The organism is Dyadobacter psychrophilus (assembly GCF_900167945.1).
Classification (GTDB): Bacteria; Bacteroidota; Bacteroidia; order Cytophagales; family Spirosomataceae; genus Dyadobacter; species Dyadobacter psychrophilus.
The window spans coordinates 268,725-287,386 of the sequence record NZ_FUZA01000003.1 but is presented as its reverse complement, the minus strand read 5'-3'; the positions used below and the strand labels follow the sequence as shown (position 1 = coordinate 287,386).

19 protein-coding genes are annotated in these 18,662 nt (G+C 45.1%); 8 read left to right on the top strand and 11 right to left on the bottom strand.

The window, feature by feature from the left end:
* The first annotated feature begins 79 nt into the window (after window positions 1–79).
* Window positions 80–526 (top strand): transcription elongation factor, encoded by a 447-nt coding sequence (locus B5X68_RS15025; RefSeq protein ID WP_082215566.1) that lies wholly within the window; start codon window positions 80–82, stop codon window positions 524–526.
* Here the strand turns inward: B5X68_RS15025 and B5X68_RS15020 are convergent.
* On the bottom strand, window positions 523–1,239 hold the full coding sequence (locus B5X68_RS15020; protein ID WP_082215565.1) for a YebC/PmpR family DNA-binding transcriptional regulator: 717 nt from the start codon (window positions 1,237–1,239) through the stop codon (window positions 523–525). The genes B5X68_RS15025 and B5X68_RS15020 overlap by 4 nt on opposite strands.
* Before the next feature lie 99 nt (window positions 1,240–1,338).
* On the opposite strand from B5X68_RS15020, the gene B5X68_RS15015 reads away from it, so the two are divergent.
* Complete coding sequence (locus B5X68_RS15015; protein WP_082215564.1) at window positions 1,339–1,800, top strand: GNAT family N-acetyltransferase; 462 nt, start codon at window positions 1,339–1,341, stop codon at window positions 1,798–1,800.
* Between the two features lie 375 nt (window positions 1,801–2,175).
* Window positions 2,176–3,132, top strand: a complete 957-nt coding sequence (gene metF, locus B5X68_RS15010; RefSeq protein WP_082215563.1) for a methylenetetrahydrofolate reductase [NAD(P)H] — start codon at window positions 2,176–2,178, stop codon at window positions 3,130–3,132.
* Between the two features lie 17 nt (window positions 3,133–3,149).
* Here the strand turns inward: metF and B5X68_RS15005 are convergent, their stop codons facing one another.
* The gene (locus B5X68_RS15005) at window positions 3,150–3,470 is read right to left on the bottom strand and encodes a heavy metal-binding domain-containing protein (protein WP_082215562.1); all 321 of its coding nucleotides are present in this window, start codon (window positions 3,468–3,470) and stop codon (window positions 3,150–3,152) included.
* 170 nt (window positions 3,471–3,640) lie between these two features.
* Between B5X68_RS15005 and B5X68_RS15000 the strand changes: the two genes are divergently transcribed.
* Window positions 3,641–4,213 carry a nitroreductase family protein gene (locus B5X68_RS15000; protein ID WP_082215561.1) on the top strand — a complete coding sequence of 191 codons (573 nt, stop codon included), beginning with the start codon at window positions 3,641–3,643 and terminating at the stop codon, window positions 4,211–4,213.
* Entirely contained in the window at window positions 4,213–5,193 is a 981-nt protein-coding gene (locus B5X68_RS14995; RefSeq protein WP_082215560.1) for an ABC transporter ATP-binding protein, read from the top strand. Before B5X68_RS15000 ends, B5X68_RS14995 begins: the two co-directional genes overlap by 1 nt.
* A 5-nt stretch (window positions 5,194–5,198) precedes the next feature.
* Here B5X68_RS14995 and B5X68_RS14990 read toward each other — a convergent pair whose 3' ends face one another.
* From B5X68_RS14990 to B5X68_RS14960, 7 genes are all read right to left on the bottom strand, one after another.
* Entirely contained in the window at window positions 5,199–7,769 is a 2,571-nt protein-coding gene (locus B5X68_RS14990; protein ID WP_082215559.1) for a DUF5686 and carboxypeptidase-like regulatory domain-containing protein, read from the bottom strand.
* Window positions 7,766–8,359, bottom strand: a complete 594-nt coding sequence (locus B5X68_RS14985) for a SanA/YdcF family protein (protein WP_082215558.1) — start codon at window positions 8,357–8,359, stop codon at window positions 7,766–7,768. Before B5X68_RS14985 ends, B5X68_RS14990 begins: the two co-directional genes overlap by 4 nt.
* A 187-nt stretch (window positions 8,360–8,546) precedes the next feature.
* Entirely contained in the window at window positions 8,547–11,318 is a 2,772-nt protein-coding gene (locus tag B5X68_RS14980) for a DNA gyrase/topoisomerase IV subunit A (protein WP_082215557.1), read from the bottom strand.
* A gap of 169 nt (window positions 11,319–11,487) precedes the next feature.
* Complete coding sequence (locus B5X68_RS14975) at window positions 11,488–12,141, bottom strand: NUDIX hydrolase (protein ID WP_082215556.1); 654 nt, start codon at window positions 12,139–12,141, stop codon at window positions 11,488–11,490.
* A gap of 29 nt (window positions 12,142–12,170) precedes the next feature.
* Window positions 12,171–12,410, bottom strand: coding sequence for a DUF2442 domain-containing protein (locus tag B5X68_RS14970; protein ID WP_082215555.1), 240 nt, complete (start codon window positions 12,408–12,410; stop codon window positions 12,171–12,173).
* A 32-nt stretch (window positions 12,411–12,442) separates the two neighbouring features.
* On the bottom strand, window positions 12,443–12,673 hold the full coding sequence (locus B5X68_RS14965; protein ID WP_229208427.1) for a DUF4160 domain-containing protein: 231 nt from the start codon (window positions 12,671–12,673) through the stop codon (window positions 12,443–12,445).
* A gap of 75 nt (window positions 12,674–12,748) precedes the next feature.
* Window positions 12,749–14,335 carry an NAD(P)/FAD-dependent oxidoreductase gene (locus B5X68_RS14960; RefSeq protein WP_082215553.1) on the bottom strand — a complete coding sequence of 529 codons (1,587 nt, stop codon included), beginning with the start codon at window positions 14,333–14,335 and terminating at the stop codon, window positions 12,749–12,751.
* A 108-nt stretch (window positions 14,336–14,443) separates the two neighbouring features.
* On the opposite strand from B5X68_RS14960, the gene B5X68_RS14955 reads away from it, so the two are divergent.
* Window positions 14,444–15,367 (top strand): sugar phosphate isomerase/epimerase family protein, encoded by a 924-nt coding sequence (locus B5X68_RS14955; protein ID WP_082215552.1) that lies wholly within the window; start codon window positions 14,444–14,446, stop codon window positions 15,365–15,367.
* A gap of 6 nt (window positions 15,368–15,373) precedes the next feature.
* On the opposite strand, the gene B5X68_RS14950 is transcribed toward B5X68_RS14955, so the two are convergent.
* A complete protein-coding gene (locus B5X68_RS14950) occupies window positions 15,374–15,793 on the bottom strand; it encodes a hypothetical protein (RefSeq protein WP_141110309.1) in 420 nt (139 codons plus the stop codon).
* Between the two features lie 400 nt (window positions 15,794–16,193).
* Between B5X68_RS14950 and B5X68_RS14940 the strand changes: the two genes are divergently transcribed.
* Complete coding sequence (locus B5X68_RS14940) at window positions 16,194–16,406, top strand: type II toxin-antitoxin system HicB family antitoxin (protein ID WP_082215550.1); 213 nt, start codon at window positions 16,194–16,196, stop codon at window positions 16,404–16,406.
* A gap of 14 nt (window positions 16,407–16,420) precedes the next feature.
* Entirely contained in the window at window positions 16,421–17,584 is a 1,164-nt protein-coding gene (locus B5X68_RS14935; protein ID WP_082215549.1) for an acyl-CoA dehydrogenase family protein, read from the top strand.
* Here B5X68_RS14935 and B5X68_RS14930 read toward each other — a convergent pair.
* Window positions 17,577–18,524 (bottom strand): sterol desaturase family protein, encoded by a 948-nt coding sequence (locus B5X68_RS14930; RefSeq protein WP_082215548.1) that lies wholly within the window; start codon window positions 18,522–18,524, stop codon window positions 17,577–17,579. The genes B5X68_RS14935 and B5X68_RS14930 overlap by 8 nt on opposite strands.
* Between the last annotated feature and the right edge of the window lie 138 nt (window positions 18,525–18,662).

Here is an 18,662-nt window from a genome sequence, read left to right as displayed (position 1 = left end):
CTTCGACACTGCTGACTATCTTTGGGACGCTGCCAGGGTTTTGCCTGGTTAAAATATCGACTAAAAAAGTTGCAATAAAATGAATAAGGCTGCATTGATAACCTATATAAAATCACTTTTGGAAGAGCGTATGATGGTGGCATGGAATGCGATGGAAGCGGCGCAGTCGTCAGCAAATGATCAGGGAAAAAGCTCAATGGGTGATAAATATGAAACCTCCCGCTCCATGGGGCAGCTCGACCGGAATATGCATGCGAGACAATATGAGCAGGTTCGACAAGAACGATTGGTTTTAGAGAAAATACATGAAAATGAAGTTTCTGCCCGGGCTACGGTCGGGTCATTGCTGGAAACAACGGCCGGCTGGTTTTTTGTCGCTGTGAGCCTGGGAGCCGTAAAAATAGAAGAAGAGACCGTTATAGCAGTCTCTTCTTCCTCGCCTGTTGGCGCGTCGCTGCTAGGAAAACGGCCCGGCGACAAATTTGAATTTATGAAACGGCAACACGAAATTATCGCGCTGCATTAACCCATGTTGTGGTAAACGCGCTGCACGTCGTCATCGTCCTCGATCTTTTCGATCAGTTTTTCCACTTCCGCAACCTCTTCGTCGCTGAGCGATTTGGTGTCATTTGGAATGCGTTCAAAGTCCGCCTCCACGATCTCGTAACCGTTTTCTTCCAGATAATGCTGTAAAGCGCCAAATGCGGTGAATTCACCGTAAATGTTGATCAGGTTGGTTTCTTCATCCAGAAAAACCTCTTCGCCGCCTACATCGATCAATTCAAATTCGAATTCTTCCAAATCCTTTGAACCCGTATTTTTAATCTTAAAAATACATTTCCGGTCAAAAATAAAGTCGAGCATGCCCATTGTACCAAGACTGCCGCCGAGCTTATTGAAGTAGCTTCGTACATTGGCAACGGTCCGTGTAGGATTGTCGGTCGTGCTTTCCACCAGGATCGCCACGCCGTGGGGCCCGTAACCTTCGTAAACCATTTCCTTGTAATCCTCCTGGTCTTTGGATGTGGCGCGCTTGATCGCCCTTTCTACGGTGTCTTTGGGCATGTTTGCGGCCCTGGCGTTTTGTAAAAGAACCCTAAGCCTTGCGTTTGTATTAGGATCAGCGGTTCCGCTTTTTACGGCAAGGACAATATCTTTTCCAATCCTCGTGAAGGTCTTGGCCATTTTGTCCCAACGCTTGAACATCCGCGCTTTTCTATATTCATAAGCTCTTCCCATGCTTAGCTTTGTAAAATGTTATGTTGTTAATTCGCTGCAAATTTATAAAAGACGATTTAAATCAGGTAAAAATATATTCTTTCAAGACAACTGTTACAGATGGATCTGAAATTAGATTGGCGCTTCAAGACATTTGGCGAATTGACCACGCACGAACTTTACGACATCCTGCAGTTGCGAAACGATGTTTTTGTGGTAGAGCAAAAATGCTGCTTTCTTGACCTGGACGGCAAAGATCAGAAATCACATCATTTGTCTGGCTACCGGGACGGAAAACTAATGGCCTTTTCTCGCATTGTGCCTCCCGGCGTTTCCTATGAGTTTGCATCTATTGGCCGGATCGCTGTTTCGGGGCAGGGCAGAGGGATGGGCTACGGGATTGAGCTGCTAAATGAGTCTATTAAAAAAGTCGAGGAATTGTATGGTAAATCCATAATTCGGATTGGCGCACAGTTGTATTTGAAGAAATTTTACGGTTCGTTCGGTTTCTTACAATCGAGCGATATTTACCTCGAAGATGACATCCAACACATTGAAATGACGCGTCAAATCGCTCCATAAGGGTTAGTGGTAAAACATTGGGGAATGAATTCCCGGATTTGGCGAATAATTAGACAGTGTTGGGTTTAATGAATGTTCAGATAGGTATAAATAACAGGATCAATCGCGTTTTTTGTAGTAAATAATCTACATTTTTATAAAAAAACTTTGATATATTTTTGTGTCTTTCGGTTTGTTTAATAATTTGGCACAGAATTTTAGTTATTAGTATTCAGTCAAGCAAATTGTTGCCTGGGACTGACGCCCTGTCAGACACCCAATAACATTTTTGACGAACACTGATAGAGGAGGGTTTACGTGGAATGGCCTACTGTTATGCGGTAGGCCATTTTTTTTGTTTATTTGTGCCCGCAACGGAACACACCAAATCTTTTCATGACCAAAGTTACCGAGTTCATTCGTCAGGCAGAAGGCAGAACACTTTTCTCCATCGAAATCATCCCACCATTAAAAGGGCAGAACATCAATGAGTTGCTTAACTCCATCGAACCGTTGATGGAATTTAAACCGCCATTTGTTGACGTTACCTATCACCGCGAAGAACTAATTGATAGGGTTGGACAGGACGGACTGATCGAGCGCATTCCCGTTCGTAAAAGACCAGGCACCGTGGGCATTTGTGCCCGGTTAATGGAGCGTTTTCATGTAGATGCGGTCCCGCACATTATATGCGGCGGTTTCACAAAGGATGAGACCGAAGATGTGTTGATCGATCTGCATTATCTTGGAATAGACAATGTGCTGGTTTTACGTGGCGATGCTGAAAAGTCTGCGGGCGTTTTCAAAGCAAAACAAGGCGGGCATTCGTATGCTTCGGAATTGGTGAAACAGGTGCATGATATGAACCAGGGAAAGCTTCTGAATGCTGAGACGGAAATGTGGCCAACCGATTTTTGCATTGGCGTAGCGGGTTATCCTGAAAAGCATTTCGATGCAACGAGCTTTGACACAGACTACGCGCATTTACGCAAAAAAGTGGAACTGGGCGCTGATTATATAGTAACCCAAATGTTTTTTGATAACCAAAAATTCTTCCAGTTTGTGGAAAGATGCCGTGCAGAGGGCATTACCGTGCCGATCATTCCAGGCCTGAAACCTTTGGCTACCAAAAAACAACTAACCGTGCTTGCGGATATTTTCCACCTCGAATTTCCAAAAGAACTCGTTAGCGAAGTTGAAAAATGTGCAACGGATAAAGATGTGCGTAAGGTGGGAATCGAATGGGGGATACACCAATGCAAAGAATTAATGGCATATGGTGTGCCTGTGCTTCACTTTTATACAATGGGAAAATCGGATAACGTGGCGCAGATCGCCAGAGAAGTTTTCTGATAGAGCAGCATTTCTGACTATTCGTAGCAAACTGCAGTTCCGTTCGCGCTGACCATCAGCATCGAACTATTTCCGCCAATGGTTTCCAGGTCAATGTCAACACCAATCACGGCGTTGGCTCCTAATCTTTGGGCCTGATCCATCATTTCGCGGATCGCAATGCTTTTGGCCTCGCGCAGGCCTTGCTCATATGAGCCCGAGCGACCGCCCACCACATCCCGGATCCCGGCCAGAAAATCTTTGAAAAAGTTGGCACCAATAATGGCCTCCCCGTTCACCAAACCAATGTATTTTGTGATTTTTTTACCCTCAATATTCGGCGTAGTAGTAACAAGCATATTGTGTCAGGTTGGTTGAAGTGAAATTTATTGTGGCCAATTTAGCGCATTTCACCAAGGAGCCGCCCAAATTAATTGTTTAACGGCAAAGTTGTGCTAGATGTTGGTAAATTTTAATTACAGATTGCTAGCTTTGTTTTTTTGACAAATCAGAAGTAAATTTTATTGTAATGGAACAAACAGTTGAGGCAGTAAATCACGTAATCCGTAACAGACGCAGTATTTTTCCGCCCAGTTATATTGAAAAAGACATTCCTGAGGAGGTTCTGTTGACAATTCTTGAAAATGCCAACTATGCCCCAACCCATAAATTAACAGAGCCGTGGCGTTTTGTGGTTTATAAAGGCGAAAGCCTGAACAAGCTTGCCGGATTTTTCACAGAAAGATATCGCACAGTAACGCCTCCTGAATCGTTTTCACAAGCGAGATATGACGCGGCAGGAGAGAAAGTGCTCAAATCCAATGTTGTAGTGCTGATCTGCGCGGAATTGCATCCTGATAAACTTCCTGAATGGGAAGAAACGGCTTCTGTGGCTTGCGCTGTGCAAAACATGTGGCTAACTGCCACTGCTTACGGAATCGGTTCTTATTGGAGCAGTCCTGCCATCCTTGACCTTTTGGCCAAATTTGCAGGCATCCCCGAAAACCAGAAATGCCTGGGATTATATTTCATGGGTTACCACGATGCACCGGAAGCACCGGCCCGTCGCACACCGATGGAAAGCAAGATTACCTGGGCATAATGAAAAAAGACACAATTACCCTGCGCGCGCAATCCCTAACGAAAAGCTTTGGTGCAAAACCGGTTCTGTCAGACATTGATTTGCAGCTCAATGCCGGAGAATGGCTTGGTATATTGGGTGAAAGCGGGTCGGGTAAAAGCACCTTGCTTCGCATTCTGGGACGTTTCCAGGATGCGGATCAAGGTCAGGTCGTTTTTAAAGAACAAGAATTAAAACCTGTAAGTGGCGAGCTTATTCCCGGCCACGAATCTATCAAACTCATTCACCAGGAATTTGAGCTTTTTCCTAACCAGACGGTTGAAGAGAACATTGCTTACTCGCTGCGTTTTTATGATGCTGGTTATAGAAAGGAAAAAGTGAATGAGCTGCTTTCGGTCACGGGTTTGGAATATGTCAAAAACCAGAAAGCCAAGCTGCTATCAGGTGGTGAAAAACAGCGGACTGCGATCGCAAAAGCATTGGCTGAGCAGCCGGACGTTTTGCTCCTCGACGAGCCATTCGCGCATTTAGACAACCATAATCGCCGCGTTTTGGCAAGCGCCATTGAAACCATGCGCAGACAGCAAAAAATGTCGTGCGTTTTTGTAACGCACGAAGCCGCCGATGCATTGGCGTGGTCGGACCGGATAGCGGTGCTGCGGGAAGGAAAAATTATCCAGATAGGGACGCCGCAGGAGGTTTATAACCAGCCAATCGATAGTTATGTGGCCGAGTTAACAGGCGACATTAACTGGCTTGCTGATGAGGCGAATATCAAACAATTTTATATCCGCCCAGAAAAAATCAAGCCGACAAAACGTCCTGAAAAAAGCAGGTGGCAAGGCAAAGTGGAGGCGATCCGGTTCCATGGAAACCACTGGGAAATACGTTGCATCAATTCAAAAAAGGAAAAATTGTCCTTTTATAGAAACCGGATGGATATGGAAGTAGGGCAGTTGGTGCATCTAACCTATGCGTCGAAAGATCTGAAACGCATCTAAAAGGCTTATAAACTGAACCAGAAGGAAATTTTCACTGCAAAGGGCGTAACATTTGGATTGCTGAGGTAAGTTAGCCTGTGCACAAAATCCACGCGGCCAAATTTCAGAATGTTATCAATCCCGTAACCAAGCTCAACATAAGGCCGGTCTTTCAATTTATTAAACACCTGAACTTCATTGCCCGACTCATCCTGGGTCGTGGATAATGCAAGATTCGCGTCGCTCACGCTTCCGTAAAACAATTTTCCGGTTGCCAGCATCCGCAGTTTGAGTTTCTTGATCGCGGGAATCCTGTTCAATAAAAAGCCTTCAAAGTTGTGCTCCATGCGCAGTGAAACGTATCGGTCGCTCATGAATTCGAAGTAACGCATGAGGTTAAATGCATTATCAACATAAAAAAGCGACTCATTCCCAAGCGGCGTATAAAGCAAGGGGTAGGGCAGTGTGGAGGGGATCAGACCGAATGTAACATTATAATAAGTCCTGCCGATGACACCAAAGCGAAAGCTCTGCTTAATGTTGAAAGAGAATTTGTTATAATTAAAATCACCGCCCAAAAAATTCCTGATTCCCAGCGTGTAACGCAATGTAAAAGCCGGCGAGTTGCCATTGCCCATGCTGATGCGTTCATTATCATTCTGGAGAAATGTTTCTTTATTAGCCAGCCGCGTTTCGAGATTTATTTCAGTGATATCAAAGGTGCTTTTGACCGGTGATTCGATGCCCGCCCCGGGATTGGTCCGGTAAGTGAAATCAAATAACGGCCTGAAATCGCGGTGGCGGATCTGGATGCTGCCCGTCAAACCTTTGACCAATTCCCTTTTGAAATACGCAGAAATATCTTCCTGCCAGTAAGCCCTGCGAAACGTTCCAAACCGGGAGAATGCGCCAAATAATGTGTTTGGGCCTATTGTTTCGGCAGAAAGCCCGAGCCTTTCCAAATCCTTGGAATAGGAAATGCCGCCAATGGTCCAGGGTTTTCTGTCAAAAATGTAGTCCATTCCGGCGCCATATTTGAATGCTTTATCCTTCGTTCCATATGCTCCGTAACCGTTAAAAATCCATTTCCGGCTAAATCCCGGATCTGTTTTGAAGCCAAGCCTTACGCGATGGCCTTCAATGTTGTTATTAGCATACAAAAACAAATACGGACCGACGTCAATGTTCCATTTATCAATGCGCTTATAGCCGTTCACAAAAATGTTGAGGATCTCTGTGTATGTTTTTACAACGGGCAGCACTTTCAGGGAATCAACCAGTTGGAATGACAGCAATTCCGCAGAACTCAATGCCTCCGGGCGACTCTTTTGCCAGTAGGTTGAATCATGCTGCATATAATCCTCTTTGAGCTCGATGGCCGTGTCGTAAAATTTAGGATCACGCGGGTTATTGATCTTGTATTTCGAATTGGCAGAATAAAATTTCAGTAACATTCCGGCCGTCTGCTTCGTGGGCTCGTCCACATCGATCAGCACGCGCGTTTTGGAAGTTACCCATTCATTTTGTTCTTCAAAGAATTCATAGGACTGTTGAATCTTTATTTTTTCAATGAAATTCAAGTTCGCACGCTTGCCCACACTTACGTCCATTTGCGTCAAAGCATAGGTGTCGCCGTCCACCCAGAAGGAGCCCGTAAATGCCAGATCCTGTTCGTGTTTTGGCTCGAAATCAATTTGATAATCGTATTTCTCTCCGTTTTTTACACTGTCGGACAGATAATATTCGTAGTAAACTTTCCAGCTGTCGGCAATAGGGGAAACAAAGTCTTTATCCAGGATATTCAGCCAGTTATTATAAAAATTATATTGCTGAAACGAAGATCCGATCACCTGGGAAACAAGGCTTCCGTCTGTTAAGCCCACTCCGGAAACTTTGGTTTTATTAATGATTTCCTTTTTTTTCTTCGGATTGCGGCGGTAATAAACATCTGATACTGACTCAGATATAAAAATCGGAATGATCGTTTCACCATTTTCACCCTTCACTTCATCGTATTTATCAACGATATGGGTCATTTTTTTGACAGACTTCCGGTTCCTGAATTTTTCAGAAAGGTTGTCAATATCAATCTGGATCTTATTATAGCTTTCGTATTCGTAGGCGTCGAGCTCCTCGGTGTTGTTATTATTCTTGCCAGCCACGATCTTACGCATGATTGCATAGGCCGGATTTTCGCCCGCAAATATTTTTACCTCTCTTAGCTGCAATGTGCCGGGAGAAAGCTGTATATCAATGATTTGCTCAGCTACATCCGGTTTGATCGGCTTGCTTTTGCTCTCATAACCTACATAAGTGACCAGAATAGAGTCTGCGGGAGGCGTGAACGTAACTTGATAAAAACCATCGAAATTGGTTGTGGCGCCTGATAATGAAGATTTTATTCCAACATTGGCAAAAGGAATGGCATCCCCGGTTGTTGCGTCTGTGATTTTTCCTTTGATCGTGTAAGTCGTCTGCGAAAAAGATTTGCTGCAGCCAATCAGAACAATCAAAACGAAGTATAGTAATGTTTTTTTCAAGCTGGATTTATGAATCGACGCGTGTGGCAGAATTTTTCCCTCATTCCAATTTCTCATTTTTTTCTTATCTCATTATTTGAGGTAACATCTGCCGCCGGACGCAAAATATGAACATCCAGAACCGCCTTGGGTCGTGCCAGATACTCGCGGACTAATGTGCGTAATGAATAACCGTCCGGCACATCCTGCGCTGCAAAGGATATTGCATTAATTCCCTCATTATGAGCTATATATAATGCTCGTGCGTTATGGAAATTCTGCGAAATGATTGTAAAGTTGTCTTGATTAAAAACCTCTTTGCAACGGATAATTGAGTCGAAGGTCCTGAACCCTGCATAATCCAGTGTCATCACGTTTTCGGGGATTCCCAGGTTCAGTAACGCTCTTTGCATGTCAAGCGGTTCATTATAATATTGTGAATCATTATTTCCGCTTAAAATAATGTATTTAATCTTGCCCTCCTTAAAAAGCCTGGCAGTGGCCTCCATTCTATATTTGAAAAAAAGGTTTTCTTTTCCTTTTTCCGAATTTCTGCTGGTTCCCAACACCAACGCCACATCATTCGAAGGCAGGTTTTCGATTGAAAAGTAATTGTACTGCCTTGTGCAATAGACAACCCAGAGGTTACAAAGCAAGATAAAAACCATGCACGCAAATAATAAGAGTAATATGGTTTTAATCAATCTTTTCACCAGTATACTTGAAGTTGTCTTCTAAATGTATCAACTCTTTGTAATATTCCGGTCTTTCGTACGCAATGTTGTACTTCTTAACCGTACGCAGTTAGCGGCGTTCTTTGTTGCCGTTATTGTTTTTTTATTTTGGGTGCAACATTCAAAAAAGCCCTAATTGATTCTTCTGATCTTTTCCCTTTTTTGGTTCTTTCTTTGGTTTTATTTCTGGTTTTGGGTCATCGTCAGAGGTTTCGGGCTCAGCCTCACCTGCCTCCCCGGACTGAGGTCCGGTGTTAGGAGATGCGTCTACAATCTCTCCATCTGCAACATCTCCTTCCGCAATGTCTCCATCCACTTCCTCATCTGCAACTTCGACATCCTCAACGTCCCCATCCGTAACTTCTGTTGATGTTACAACCTCTTCCTCAGGCTCCGGCAGCGGTTCCAGCCAGCGCACATCCTTGAATTTGTCGTTAGGCAGCTTGTTCCCCATCGCACGCCAGCCACGGACGTCGACCATTTCCTCAATCAGATATTCTTCCTTAGACTGTTCTTTTGTCGCTGTTTTTGGCAATGTTATTTCCAGCCTCGGGCGCTTATCTGTGCTCGCTAACAACAACTTACTGTTTTTGGCATCGCTGATAAAGACGAATTTTTTGTCCCGGGTGGAAGTCTCAATGTTGAAGCGCTTGATAAAATGGTTTTTCTGACCGCCGTCAAAATAGAGCGCTGTTATCGCCAGTTTTGGATCAAACTTTTTGACGAGCAGCACTTCATTGGAAACGTAATGATTGGTAAGGTCGAAGTTCGTTAATTCGTACGAACCCTCTTTGTAAATCACCAGAATGCTGTCGGAAGGGCCGAAGTTACCCAGATATTCACCTCTCTCATCCCGGTTCAGACGGCCGATAATAGGGTCAAACCACATGTCAACGCCGCCTAATGTGGAGCGTCCGGCTTGTTTTAACACAATTTTCCTGACCGGGTATTTCGTCAGAATGTTACCCATCGCACTGCGGTTTTTGATCAGCAGATCTGCAAAATTGAAGTCAAATTGTTTCACTTTTGCCTTGCTCTGGGCCGAAAGGCTCACCGCAATGATCTCTGCTTCACCATTTTCATTCGCAGTGAAGTAAGTGATTTTTGATTTCGGCGTCCCTTGCGTGAGCTCGTACTCGCGGTCGCGGGTCACGGCGGTTATCTGGCATCTTTTGATGTATGAAACGCCCGTTTTACCGTCTACATAAACGAGGTTATAAACCATGCGTTCATCGTTTTTGACAAAAACCGCACAGTGAATGATATCTTTTCCAACAAAAACCTTTTCCTGAATTTTTGTAACCAGGCATCTTCCGTCCGACTTAAAAACAATGATATCGTCAATATCCGAGCAGTCTGTAACGAATTCGTCTTTTTTGAGTCCATAACCAATAAATCCTTCTGCACGGTTTACATACAATTTCTGGTTATTGGCTGCAACGATGTTTGCGGAGATCTGGTTGAATGCGCGGATCTCGGTTTTACGACCGCGGCCCTTGCCATATTTTTTGAGCAGATCTTTGTAATACTCGATAGCAAAGCGGGTGATATGCACCAGGTTATCCTCGGTTTCTGCCAATTCTTCCTGCCACTTCTTCATTAACTCGTCCGCCTTGTAACCGTCGTATTTTGATATACGCTTGATTTTAATTTCGGTCAGCTCAACAATGTCGTCGTCTGTGATTTCCCGATAGAATTGCGGCTTATAAGGTTCCAGTCCTTTGTCAATGGTCCGGATAACGGCCTCAAAAGTTTCGCATTCTTCGATGTCGCGGTAAATGCGGTTTTCAATAAATATTTTCTCCAAAGAGCCATAAAGGATCTTTTCCAGCAATGCTAACCGCTTGATTTCAAGCTCGCGCTGCAGCAAATGAACTGTTTGCCCGGTGTTGTATTTTAAAATTTCCGTTACACCAACAAAATGCGGCTTGTCGGCGATAATGATACAAGCATTGGGCGAAATGGAAACCTCACATTCTGTAAATGCATATAGCGCATCCATGGTAATGTCAGGCGACACGCCAGGCGCCAGGTGAACCTGGATTTCAACCTCCGCAGCGGTGTTATCAACCACTTTCCGGATCTTGATTTTTCCCGAATCATTGGCCTTAATAATGGAATCAATGATGGATGTCGTCGTTGTCCCGAATGGAATGTCGCGGATTACCAGCATTTTCTTGTCTTCTTCCTCAATCCGCGCGCGAACCCTTACTTTTCCACCCCGGTGGCCATCGTTGTAATTGGAAATATCGATTTGTCCGCCGGTCAGGAAGTCGGGATAGATCGTGACGTCCTTACCTTGCAGTATGCTGATAGAAGCTTCGATCAGCTCGCAGAAATTGTGCGGGAGGATTTTGGTGGATAAGCCTACCGCAATTCCTTCCACCCCTAAGGAAAGCAGCAGCGGGAATTTTACAGGCAATGTTACCGGCTCGCGCTTACGTCCGTCGTAGGACAGTTGCCATTCCGTTGTATCGTCGTTAAAAACAATTTCTTTGGCAAATCGCGACAAACGGACCTCAATATAACGCGCAGCCGCAGCGCCGTCGCCCGTGCGGATATCGCCCCAGTTTCCCTGGGTGTCGAAAAGCAATTCTTTCTGGCCGATGTTTACAATCGCGTCGTAGATGGACGCATCCCCGTGCGGGTGATATTGCATGGAAGAACCCACGACATTGGCAACTTTGTTGAAACGACCGTCGTCCATCTCGTTCAAGGCGTGCATAATACGCCTTTGAACGGGTTTAAGGCCGTCTTCAACAGCTGGAACGGCACGTTCCAGAATTACATAAGATGCATAATCAAGAAACCAACTTTCATATAGTCCCGAAATGGGCAGTTTATCGTGCAATCCGCTATCTTCTACGTCAGGCGTAGCTCCGTTTTCGTCCATAAATGAAGGAGGAACCAGGTTTTAAGTACTCAGTAAATTCTTGTAAGGTAATCATTACCAGCCGGTTTGTGATGCAGCGCAAATCCATTCCAAAAGGACGGAACAGGGCAGCGTTTACCGGAAGATCTTTTTGAATTACCTGCTAATATAGCAAATAAAGAGATAATTTCTAGCTTTCAGGGTCACCTTCCGGCGCGTTCAGGACGGTCAGAAGCTCACTGATCATCATAGCTGTTGCGCCCCATATTTTGTATCCCTGCACCATGTAATGCGGCGCATGGACCTGTTCGCCACGCACTTGTATGTCACCGGAACCGATAATGTCAATATCAGAAATCTCTTCTAATTTGATCTCAAAAATATCTTCCACCTCACGCGGATCGGGGTAAAAGTCGGGTCGGTATGGCATTGTAGCGATGACCGGCAACACATAAAAGTTGCTCGCCGGTATAAATAATTCGGTTAGGACACCCAAAATTTTCACATCATTCAGCCGAAGACCGATCTCTTCCTGGGCTTCCCGCAACGCCGTGCGAATGAGGTTTTCATCTGTCGGTTCAAAGCGGCCGCCAGGGAAGGCAACTTGTCCCGAATGTACGCCATCGTACGCCGGGCGCAGGATTAAGGGGAAATAGATTTCGTCTTTATAAGGATAAAATAGAACCAGGACGGCGCTTTTGCGGGTGCGGGCGTTAGGTTTAAAAGTCAGTCGGAGTTTTGAGGAGGCCTGCATGATCCGGTGCGCTGATTCACCGGGCAGCGGATATTTCAGTTTTTGAGTGAGTGCATTAACAAATAAGGAAAAGGATCCCAAAGTGGCCATAGAGGCAGGTTATTGAGTAAGGTTAGGTGTCAGATTTTGGCATAATGCAGCTCGCGCTTGAAATCGAAGAGACTTTCCAGGCTCAGGTCTTCATCAATTTCTTCCCAATGCAAGCTGTTACCCTCAGGGCCGATCTCAAACTTTTCCCGTTGTTCAGAAGTGGCATTTTTAAGCCTTATAAACCATTCCAGCGGATTCCCAATTGTATGTCCGCTATCTGTAACAACATAAATGTTTGAGGCGTCGAACCATACGTTTTTAATTTTCATATCATTCAGAATTTAGAAAATTAACATGCTCATTAGCCATGAAATTGCTGCCACTTTTTCGTGATCAGTTCTTTGTTTTCTTCAACCAGAGCCTCGGCAAGTACCAGGTCTTTGGTCTTAATGCCATGACTTTCAACCAGCTTGACCGGGTTTATTTCAAACTTGGCAGTTCCGTCCGCATTTCGGACATGAATGTGAATGGGTAAATGTTCAAGGCTATAAAAGAAAAACTTCATCCCGAACATTCTGAAAATCTCTGGCATAAAATAGTGTGTGATATGGAATTTCTTCCAAACGTCATTTATGCAAATATAAGAATACAACGATGGATACGGAAGTTATTGGATTTTCTTGTTGGCGTATAATTTTGCGAGTTGTGCGGCGCAGCGTTCACCGTCCATAGCGGCCGACATAATGCCTCCGGCGTAACCGGCTCCTTCGCCGCAGGGGAACAAGCCTTTTAGTTCGGGATGCTCGCAGGTTTCGGTTTCTCGGGGGATCCTCACGGGCGATGAGGTGCGGCTTTCTACACCGATCAATTGCGCGTCGCCGGAAAGATAGCCCCTCATTTTTTGTCCAAAATCCGAAAGCGCTTCGCTGAGCGGAAAAGCGATTTCAGCCGGCAAAATTTCCCGCAAATCAACCGATTGCAAGCCAGGCTGATATGAGGTTTCACGTAACTGTGAAGAAACTTTTCCTTTCACAAAATCTAATGCAAGCTGCGCAGGAGCTGTCTGCGTGGCGCCGGCAAACCGGCATGCAGCCTGCTCAATTTCTTTTTGATACTGCAATCCGGCCAATGCGCCGAACTCTTTGTAAGGCGAAAGATCATGCTCCTCAATGGAGACCACAATACCAGAATTGGCATAAGGCGAATCACGGCGCGAGGGCGACATGCCATTGACGACCACTTCCCCGGAAGCCGTTGCCGCAGGCACAATGAAACCGCCCGGACACATACAAAAGGAGAAAACACCACGCTGGATACCCTTATAGCGCGTTTGGGTGACCAAGCTATATGAAGCGGCCGGCAAATAAGGCCCACGATCCTTTTCGCAATGATACTGGATCTTGTCAATGGTGTTTTGCGGATGTTCAATGCGCACGCCCATGGCAAACGATTTGCTCTCGATCAGGATCTTTTTCGCATCCAGCAATTCGTAAATATCCCTGGCGGAATGTCCCGTTGCGAGGATCACACCGATGCCCAAATGTTCCTTGTTATCATCTGTAATGACGCCTTTTAATGTGTTTTGGTCAATGATAAGATCGGTGACCTTGGTGTCGAAGTGAATCTCACCGCCTGCTTTCAGAATGCTTTCGCGCATTTCGGAAACCACAACAGGGAGCTTGTTGGTGCCTATATGCGGGTGCGTATCGATCAGGATCTGCTCGCTGGCGCCGTGGCCTACGAATATTTCCAGGACGCGCCTAATGTCGCCGCGCTTGTTGGAACGCGTGTACAGTTTTCCATCCGAGTAAGTTCCTGCACCGCCTTCGCCAAAGCAATAATTGGACTCGGGATTGACAATGTGTTCTTTATTAATCGCCGCCAGATCACGGCGTCTTGCGCGCACATCTTTTCCTCTTTCAAAAATAATGGGCTTAATGCCCAGCTCGATCAACCGTAATGCTGCGAACATGCCCGCCGGGCCGCAACCGATGATTATTGCCTGTGGTTTTTTACTCACATCGGGATAATCCAGCTGAAAACCAATCAGCGATGGCGGCGTTTCGTTAACATAGACTTCTGCCTGCACATTTACTTTCACCTGCCGGCTGCGGGCGTCTATGGATTGTCGGGTTTTGCGGATAATGGGCGTATCGGTGGCACGCAGCCGCAATTTTTTGATGATATGCTGACGGAAATTCTCGTCGTCCAGCGCGATTTCGGGCGCCAGTGTTAGTTGAAGCGTTTGATGCATTTTGGAAAGGGATTTATCCTTTAATGGTGCAAAGGTAAGGAAGACGGTAATATTCTTCCATTTTAACCTTTGATTAAAATTACCTGAACTTGTTAACAGCTTTGCGTCATGACCATGGATCGGAGAACATTTATTAATTCACTGGCTGTATCGGCCGGAGCTGCATTTTTGCCCGGAACGGAAGGCATAGTACGCACTTTTCCCATTTCCTGCAATCAATATTCATGGATTACCTTTTACGATCGGGAAGGGAAAGACTGGGGAGCGAACCTGGATGCGTCGCTTAAAGATTTTGCTTCAACGGGTCTGAAAGCATATGAGCCCGCATTTACGCAAGCCGATGAGGTCGGAAAGTTATTGCCTGTTTTAAAAAAATATCAGCTTGTAATGCCGTCGGTTTACGTGAACAGCTCGCTTCATAAGGCCGATGAGGCAACGAAATCCATTGAATCTGTGCTGGCGATTGCGGATGCATTGAAGCCTGCTGACACCAAGATCATTGTGACCAATCCTAACCCGCTTAAATGGGGCAGCCCCGATAACAAAAATGATGCTGAACTCGCAGAACAAGCCAAAAATCTCGACAAACTGGGTGCAGAGCTGAAAAAACGCGGTATGACACTCGCATACCATACGCACGACGTGGAGCTGCGTGCGGCTGCGCGGGAATTCCATCATATGCTGCTTGCCACAGATCCCAAAAATGTTTCACTCTGCCTGGATGTGCATTGGGTTTACCGGGGCTCGGGAAATTCGCAGATTGCGCTTTTTGATATTGTCAAATTGTACGGACAGCGAATCGTAGAACTGCATTTGCGGCAATCCAAAGACGGAATCTGGCAGGAGGCATTTAGTGACGGCGACATTGATTACCGCCGCCTCGTTGCGGCATTGAAAGCAATGAATGTTACACCACACCTGGTTTTGGAACAATGTCTTGAAAAAACTTCACCGAAAACTATGGACGCTGTTGAAGCACACAAAAAAGATTTGGTGTATAGTGCTCAAATATTTAAGGATTGGTTGAAATAATGCCTGTTATTCAATGGCTACAAACTTTCCCGCACATGTTTCATCACAACCAAAGCCCAGCGTTACGGATGTAGGCGTCAGATCATCGTAAGTCCAGTTATGAGTGGGATAAGCGCTGCTGGCAGGTGCGCCGCTGAGTTCGATCTTTGAGTTGCTGAGAATTTTATATTTTGTGTATGAGTTAATGGAGGAATATAACGCTCCTTTAATTTCGTTGAAATCACCGTTTGCCTTAAACTCTACCACACTGGACTCGCCTTCTGAGGCTTTTTGAAATTCACCGCTGCCGTCGCCCGGATCATTCAAAAATTCAACCATTTTCCATTTGCCTACCAAGCCGTTATTTTCGACTTGAACGTCGTCGTCTTTGCATGAAAACATGCTGACAAACAAGAGGGTAATCATTATTGAGTAGCGGATTTTCATGGCTTTTGAGCATTAAGGTTTCAACTGGAAAGACGCTATTTCTGCAACATTGGTTGTAACTGTTGTTATCTTGTGCAGGGAAATTTGATGAACCTTTTGGCTAGCCTCGATATCATAACAGAGTATCACACACTACAATTAATTCGTAACATGGGAAAATTTGATAAGCTGATGTTAAAGTTACTTTCAGGATCTGCTGACAGCAATTTTAGTTTTGATGATCTAAGATTAATTTTAATAAACCTGGGTTTCACAGAAAAGACGACAGGAGGAAGCCACAGAATTTTTTATAAGTAAAATATTGTGGAAATTGTAAATATTCAACCTGATGGTAATAAGGCTAAATCATACCAGGTGAAACAGGTGAGAGGGATTATTTTGAAATACAAACTTGTAAGTTATGAATAGCAAATACGAGTTAATTATGTATTGGAGCGAAGAGGACAACACATTTGTTGTGGAAGTTCCGGAATTACCTGGATGCATGGCGGATGGCCCTACGCAAAATGAAGCGCTGCTGAATGCGCAAATTGTGATCGATCAATGGATTGAGACTGCCGAAGCGCTTGGACGGGAAATTTCAAAACCCAAAGGTAAGTTGATGTTTGCTTGATTGACTTTAACTCCATGCCAACCACAGATTTCTTCAATATCGATGACCTGCTCACTACTGAGCAGCAACTGATTGCAAGTGCGGTCAAAGACTTTTCAGATAAGGAGATCAAACCGATCATTGAGGACTATGCGCAGAGAGCGGAATTTCCACTGCATTTGATTAAAAAATTTGGTGAGATTGGTTTGTTTGGCGCGACGATTCCTGCGGAATATGGCGGTGGCGGTTTGGATTACATCAGTTATGGCTTAATGTGCCAGGAAATCGAAAGAGGCGATTCGGGAATGCGTTCAACGATTTCTGTGCAGAGCTCGCTGGTGATGTGGCCGATTTTTGCCTTTGGCTCCGAAGAACAAAAGCGCAAATATCTTCCCGGCCTGGCCAGCGGCGAAATGATCGGCTGCTTCGGATTGACCGAGCCGGATCATGGCTCCAACCCAGCCGGTATGCAGACCAAAATTTCCAAAACAGAAAACGGTTATCGCCTCAACGGCTCGAAAATGTGGATTTCCAATGCTCCGTTTGCGGATATAGCAATCGTATGGGCGAGGGACAGTGAAGGCAAAGTGCGTGGATTAATTGCGGAGCGCGGAATGGAAGGATTTTCAACGCCTGAAATTCATAACAAATGGTCATTAAGGGCGAGTGCCACCGGAGAGTTGGTTTTTAACGATGTATTTATTCCCGAAGAAAATATTTTACCCCAAGCATCCGGACTGAAAGCGCCGCTGCAATGTCTGGATAAAGCACGTTATGGCATTTCATGGGGAGTTATTGGGGCTGCGATGGACTGTTATGAAACCGCGGTGAAATATGCAGCGGAACGTATTCAATTTGATAAACCCATTGCCGCTTTTCAATTGACACAAAGAAAGTTGGCTGAAATGCTCACCGAAATTACCAAAGCGCAGCTCCTGGCGTGGAGGCTGGGCACATTAATGAATGATAATAAAGCCACAACCACGCAAATTTCCATGGCAAAGCGTAACAATGTGGCTACGGCGCTTCAAATAGCCAGGGAATGTCGGCAAATTTTGGGTGCAATGGGCATTTCAGGCGAGTATCCAATAATGCGGCATATGATGAACCTGGAATCGGTGATCACTTACGAAGGCACGCATGACATTCATTTGCTGATCCTGGGCGCAGAAATTACGGGAATTCAGGCCTTTAAATAATCTCGGCTTTCGGCGACTGAGTTTCGGATCCGTTATTTCGGGATAAGTTGTTTTGCAGATCTTTTGTAGTTTGCCTTGAACCGTCGTGGGACCAGCCTGGCGCTTTGATCAGATAGTTGAGCTTCGTCCGAAGGTTTGCTTTTTGTTTGAAATCCTTTCCAATTTCCTTCCACTCGTGCAAAACGGTGTTTGCCAGCGTTGCGTTTTCGATCGGTTTGGTCAATCCGTAAACGGGCGGCACGGTTTCCAGTTCTTCCTGAAATGTGCCAAAAATGCGGTCCCAGATGATCAGGCACATGCCCATGTTTTTGTCCAGATACTGGACATTGCTCGCATGGTGAACACGATGATGAGAAGGGGTTACGAAAATATATTCGAGCCAACCGAGTTTGCCTACATATTCTGTATGCACAATAATGCCGTAAATCTGCGTCAGGGAGTACATGATGATGATATCGGCCGGATTAAATCCGACAAGTGCCACTGGAATAAAATACACAAAACGGTAAAGCGGTTGGAAAACAGAAGAACGGAAACCAGTGGTCAAATTGAAATGCTCGGAAGAATGATGCGTAACATGCACTGCCCAGAATAACCTGCTGTGGTGATCCACATAATGCAATGTATAAAAGGCCAGATCTTCGAAAAGGAACAGGCTGAACCAGTAAAAAAACGGATTGGTAATGGCTGTTTTCAAACCCATATTGTAAAACCAGATCAGCACGCCCACATAAGCCGTCCTAAATAAAAGGTCTATGCCGCCATTCAGGAGCATTAGCAGCGCATTGGTAAAGCTGTCTTTGAAATTATAGGAAGCGCGCGGACTATGATGGTCGTGCGAAGGCCGGTAAGTCAGGAAGATTTCGACGCAGATCAGCAACAAATAAAACGGAGTGGAGACTTTTAAAAGAAAATCCTCAAACTCATATGTGCCAGGCATAGCAGTGGTGTCAAATATTTAACAAATATAGTCTTGAAGGTGGTGGCAGGATTTACGATTATAAATTCTAAGAAATTTTTAATCGAACTTTAATCGGATTGCGCACGACCTTCCTTTTGTCAGACATTTAACTGCTAT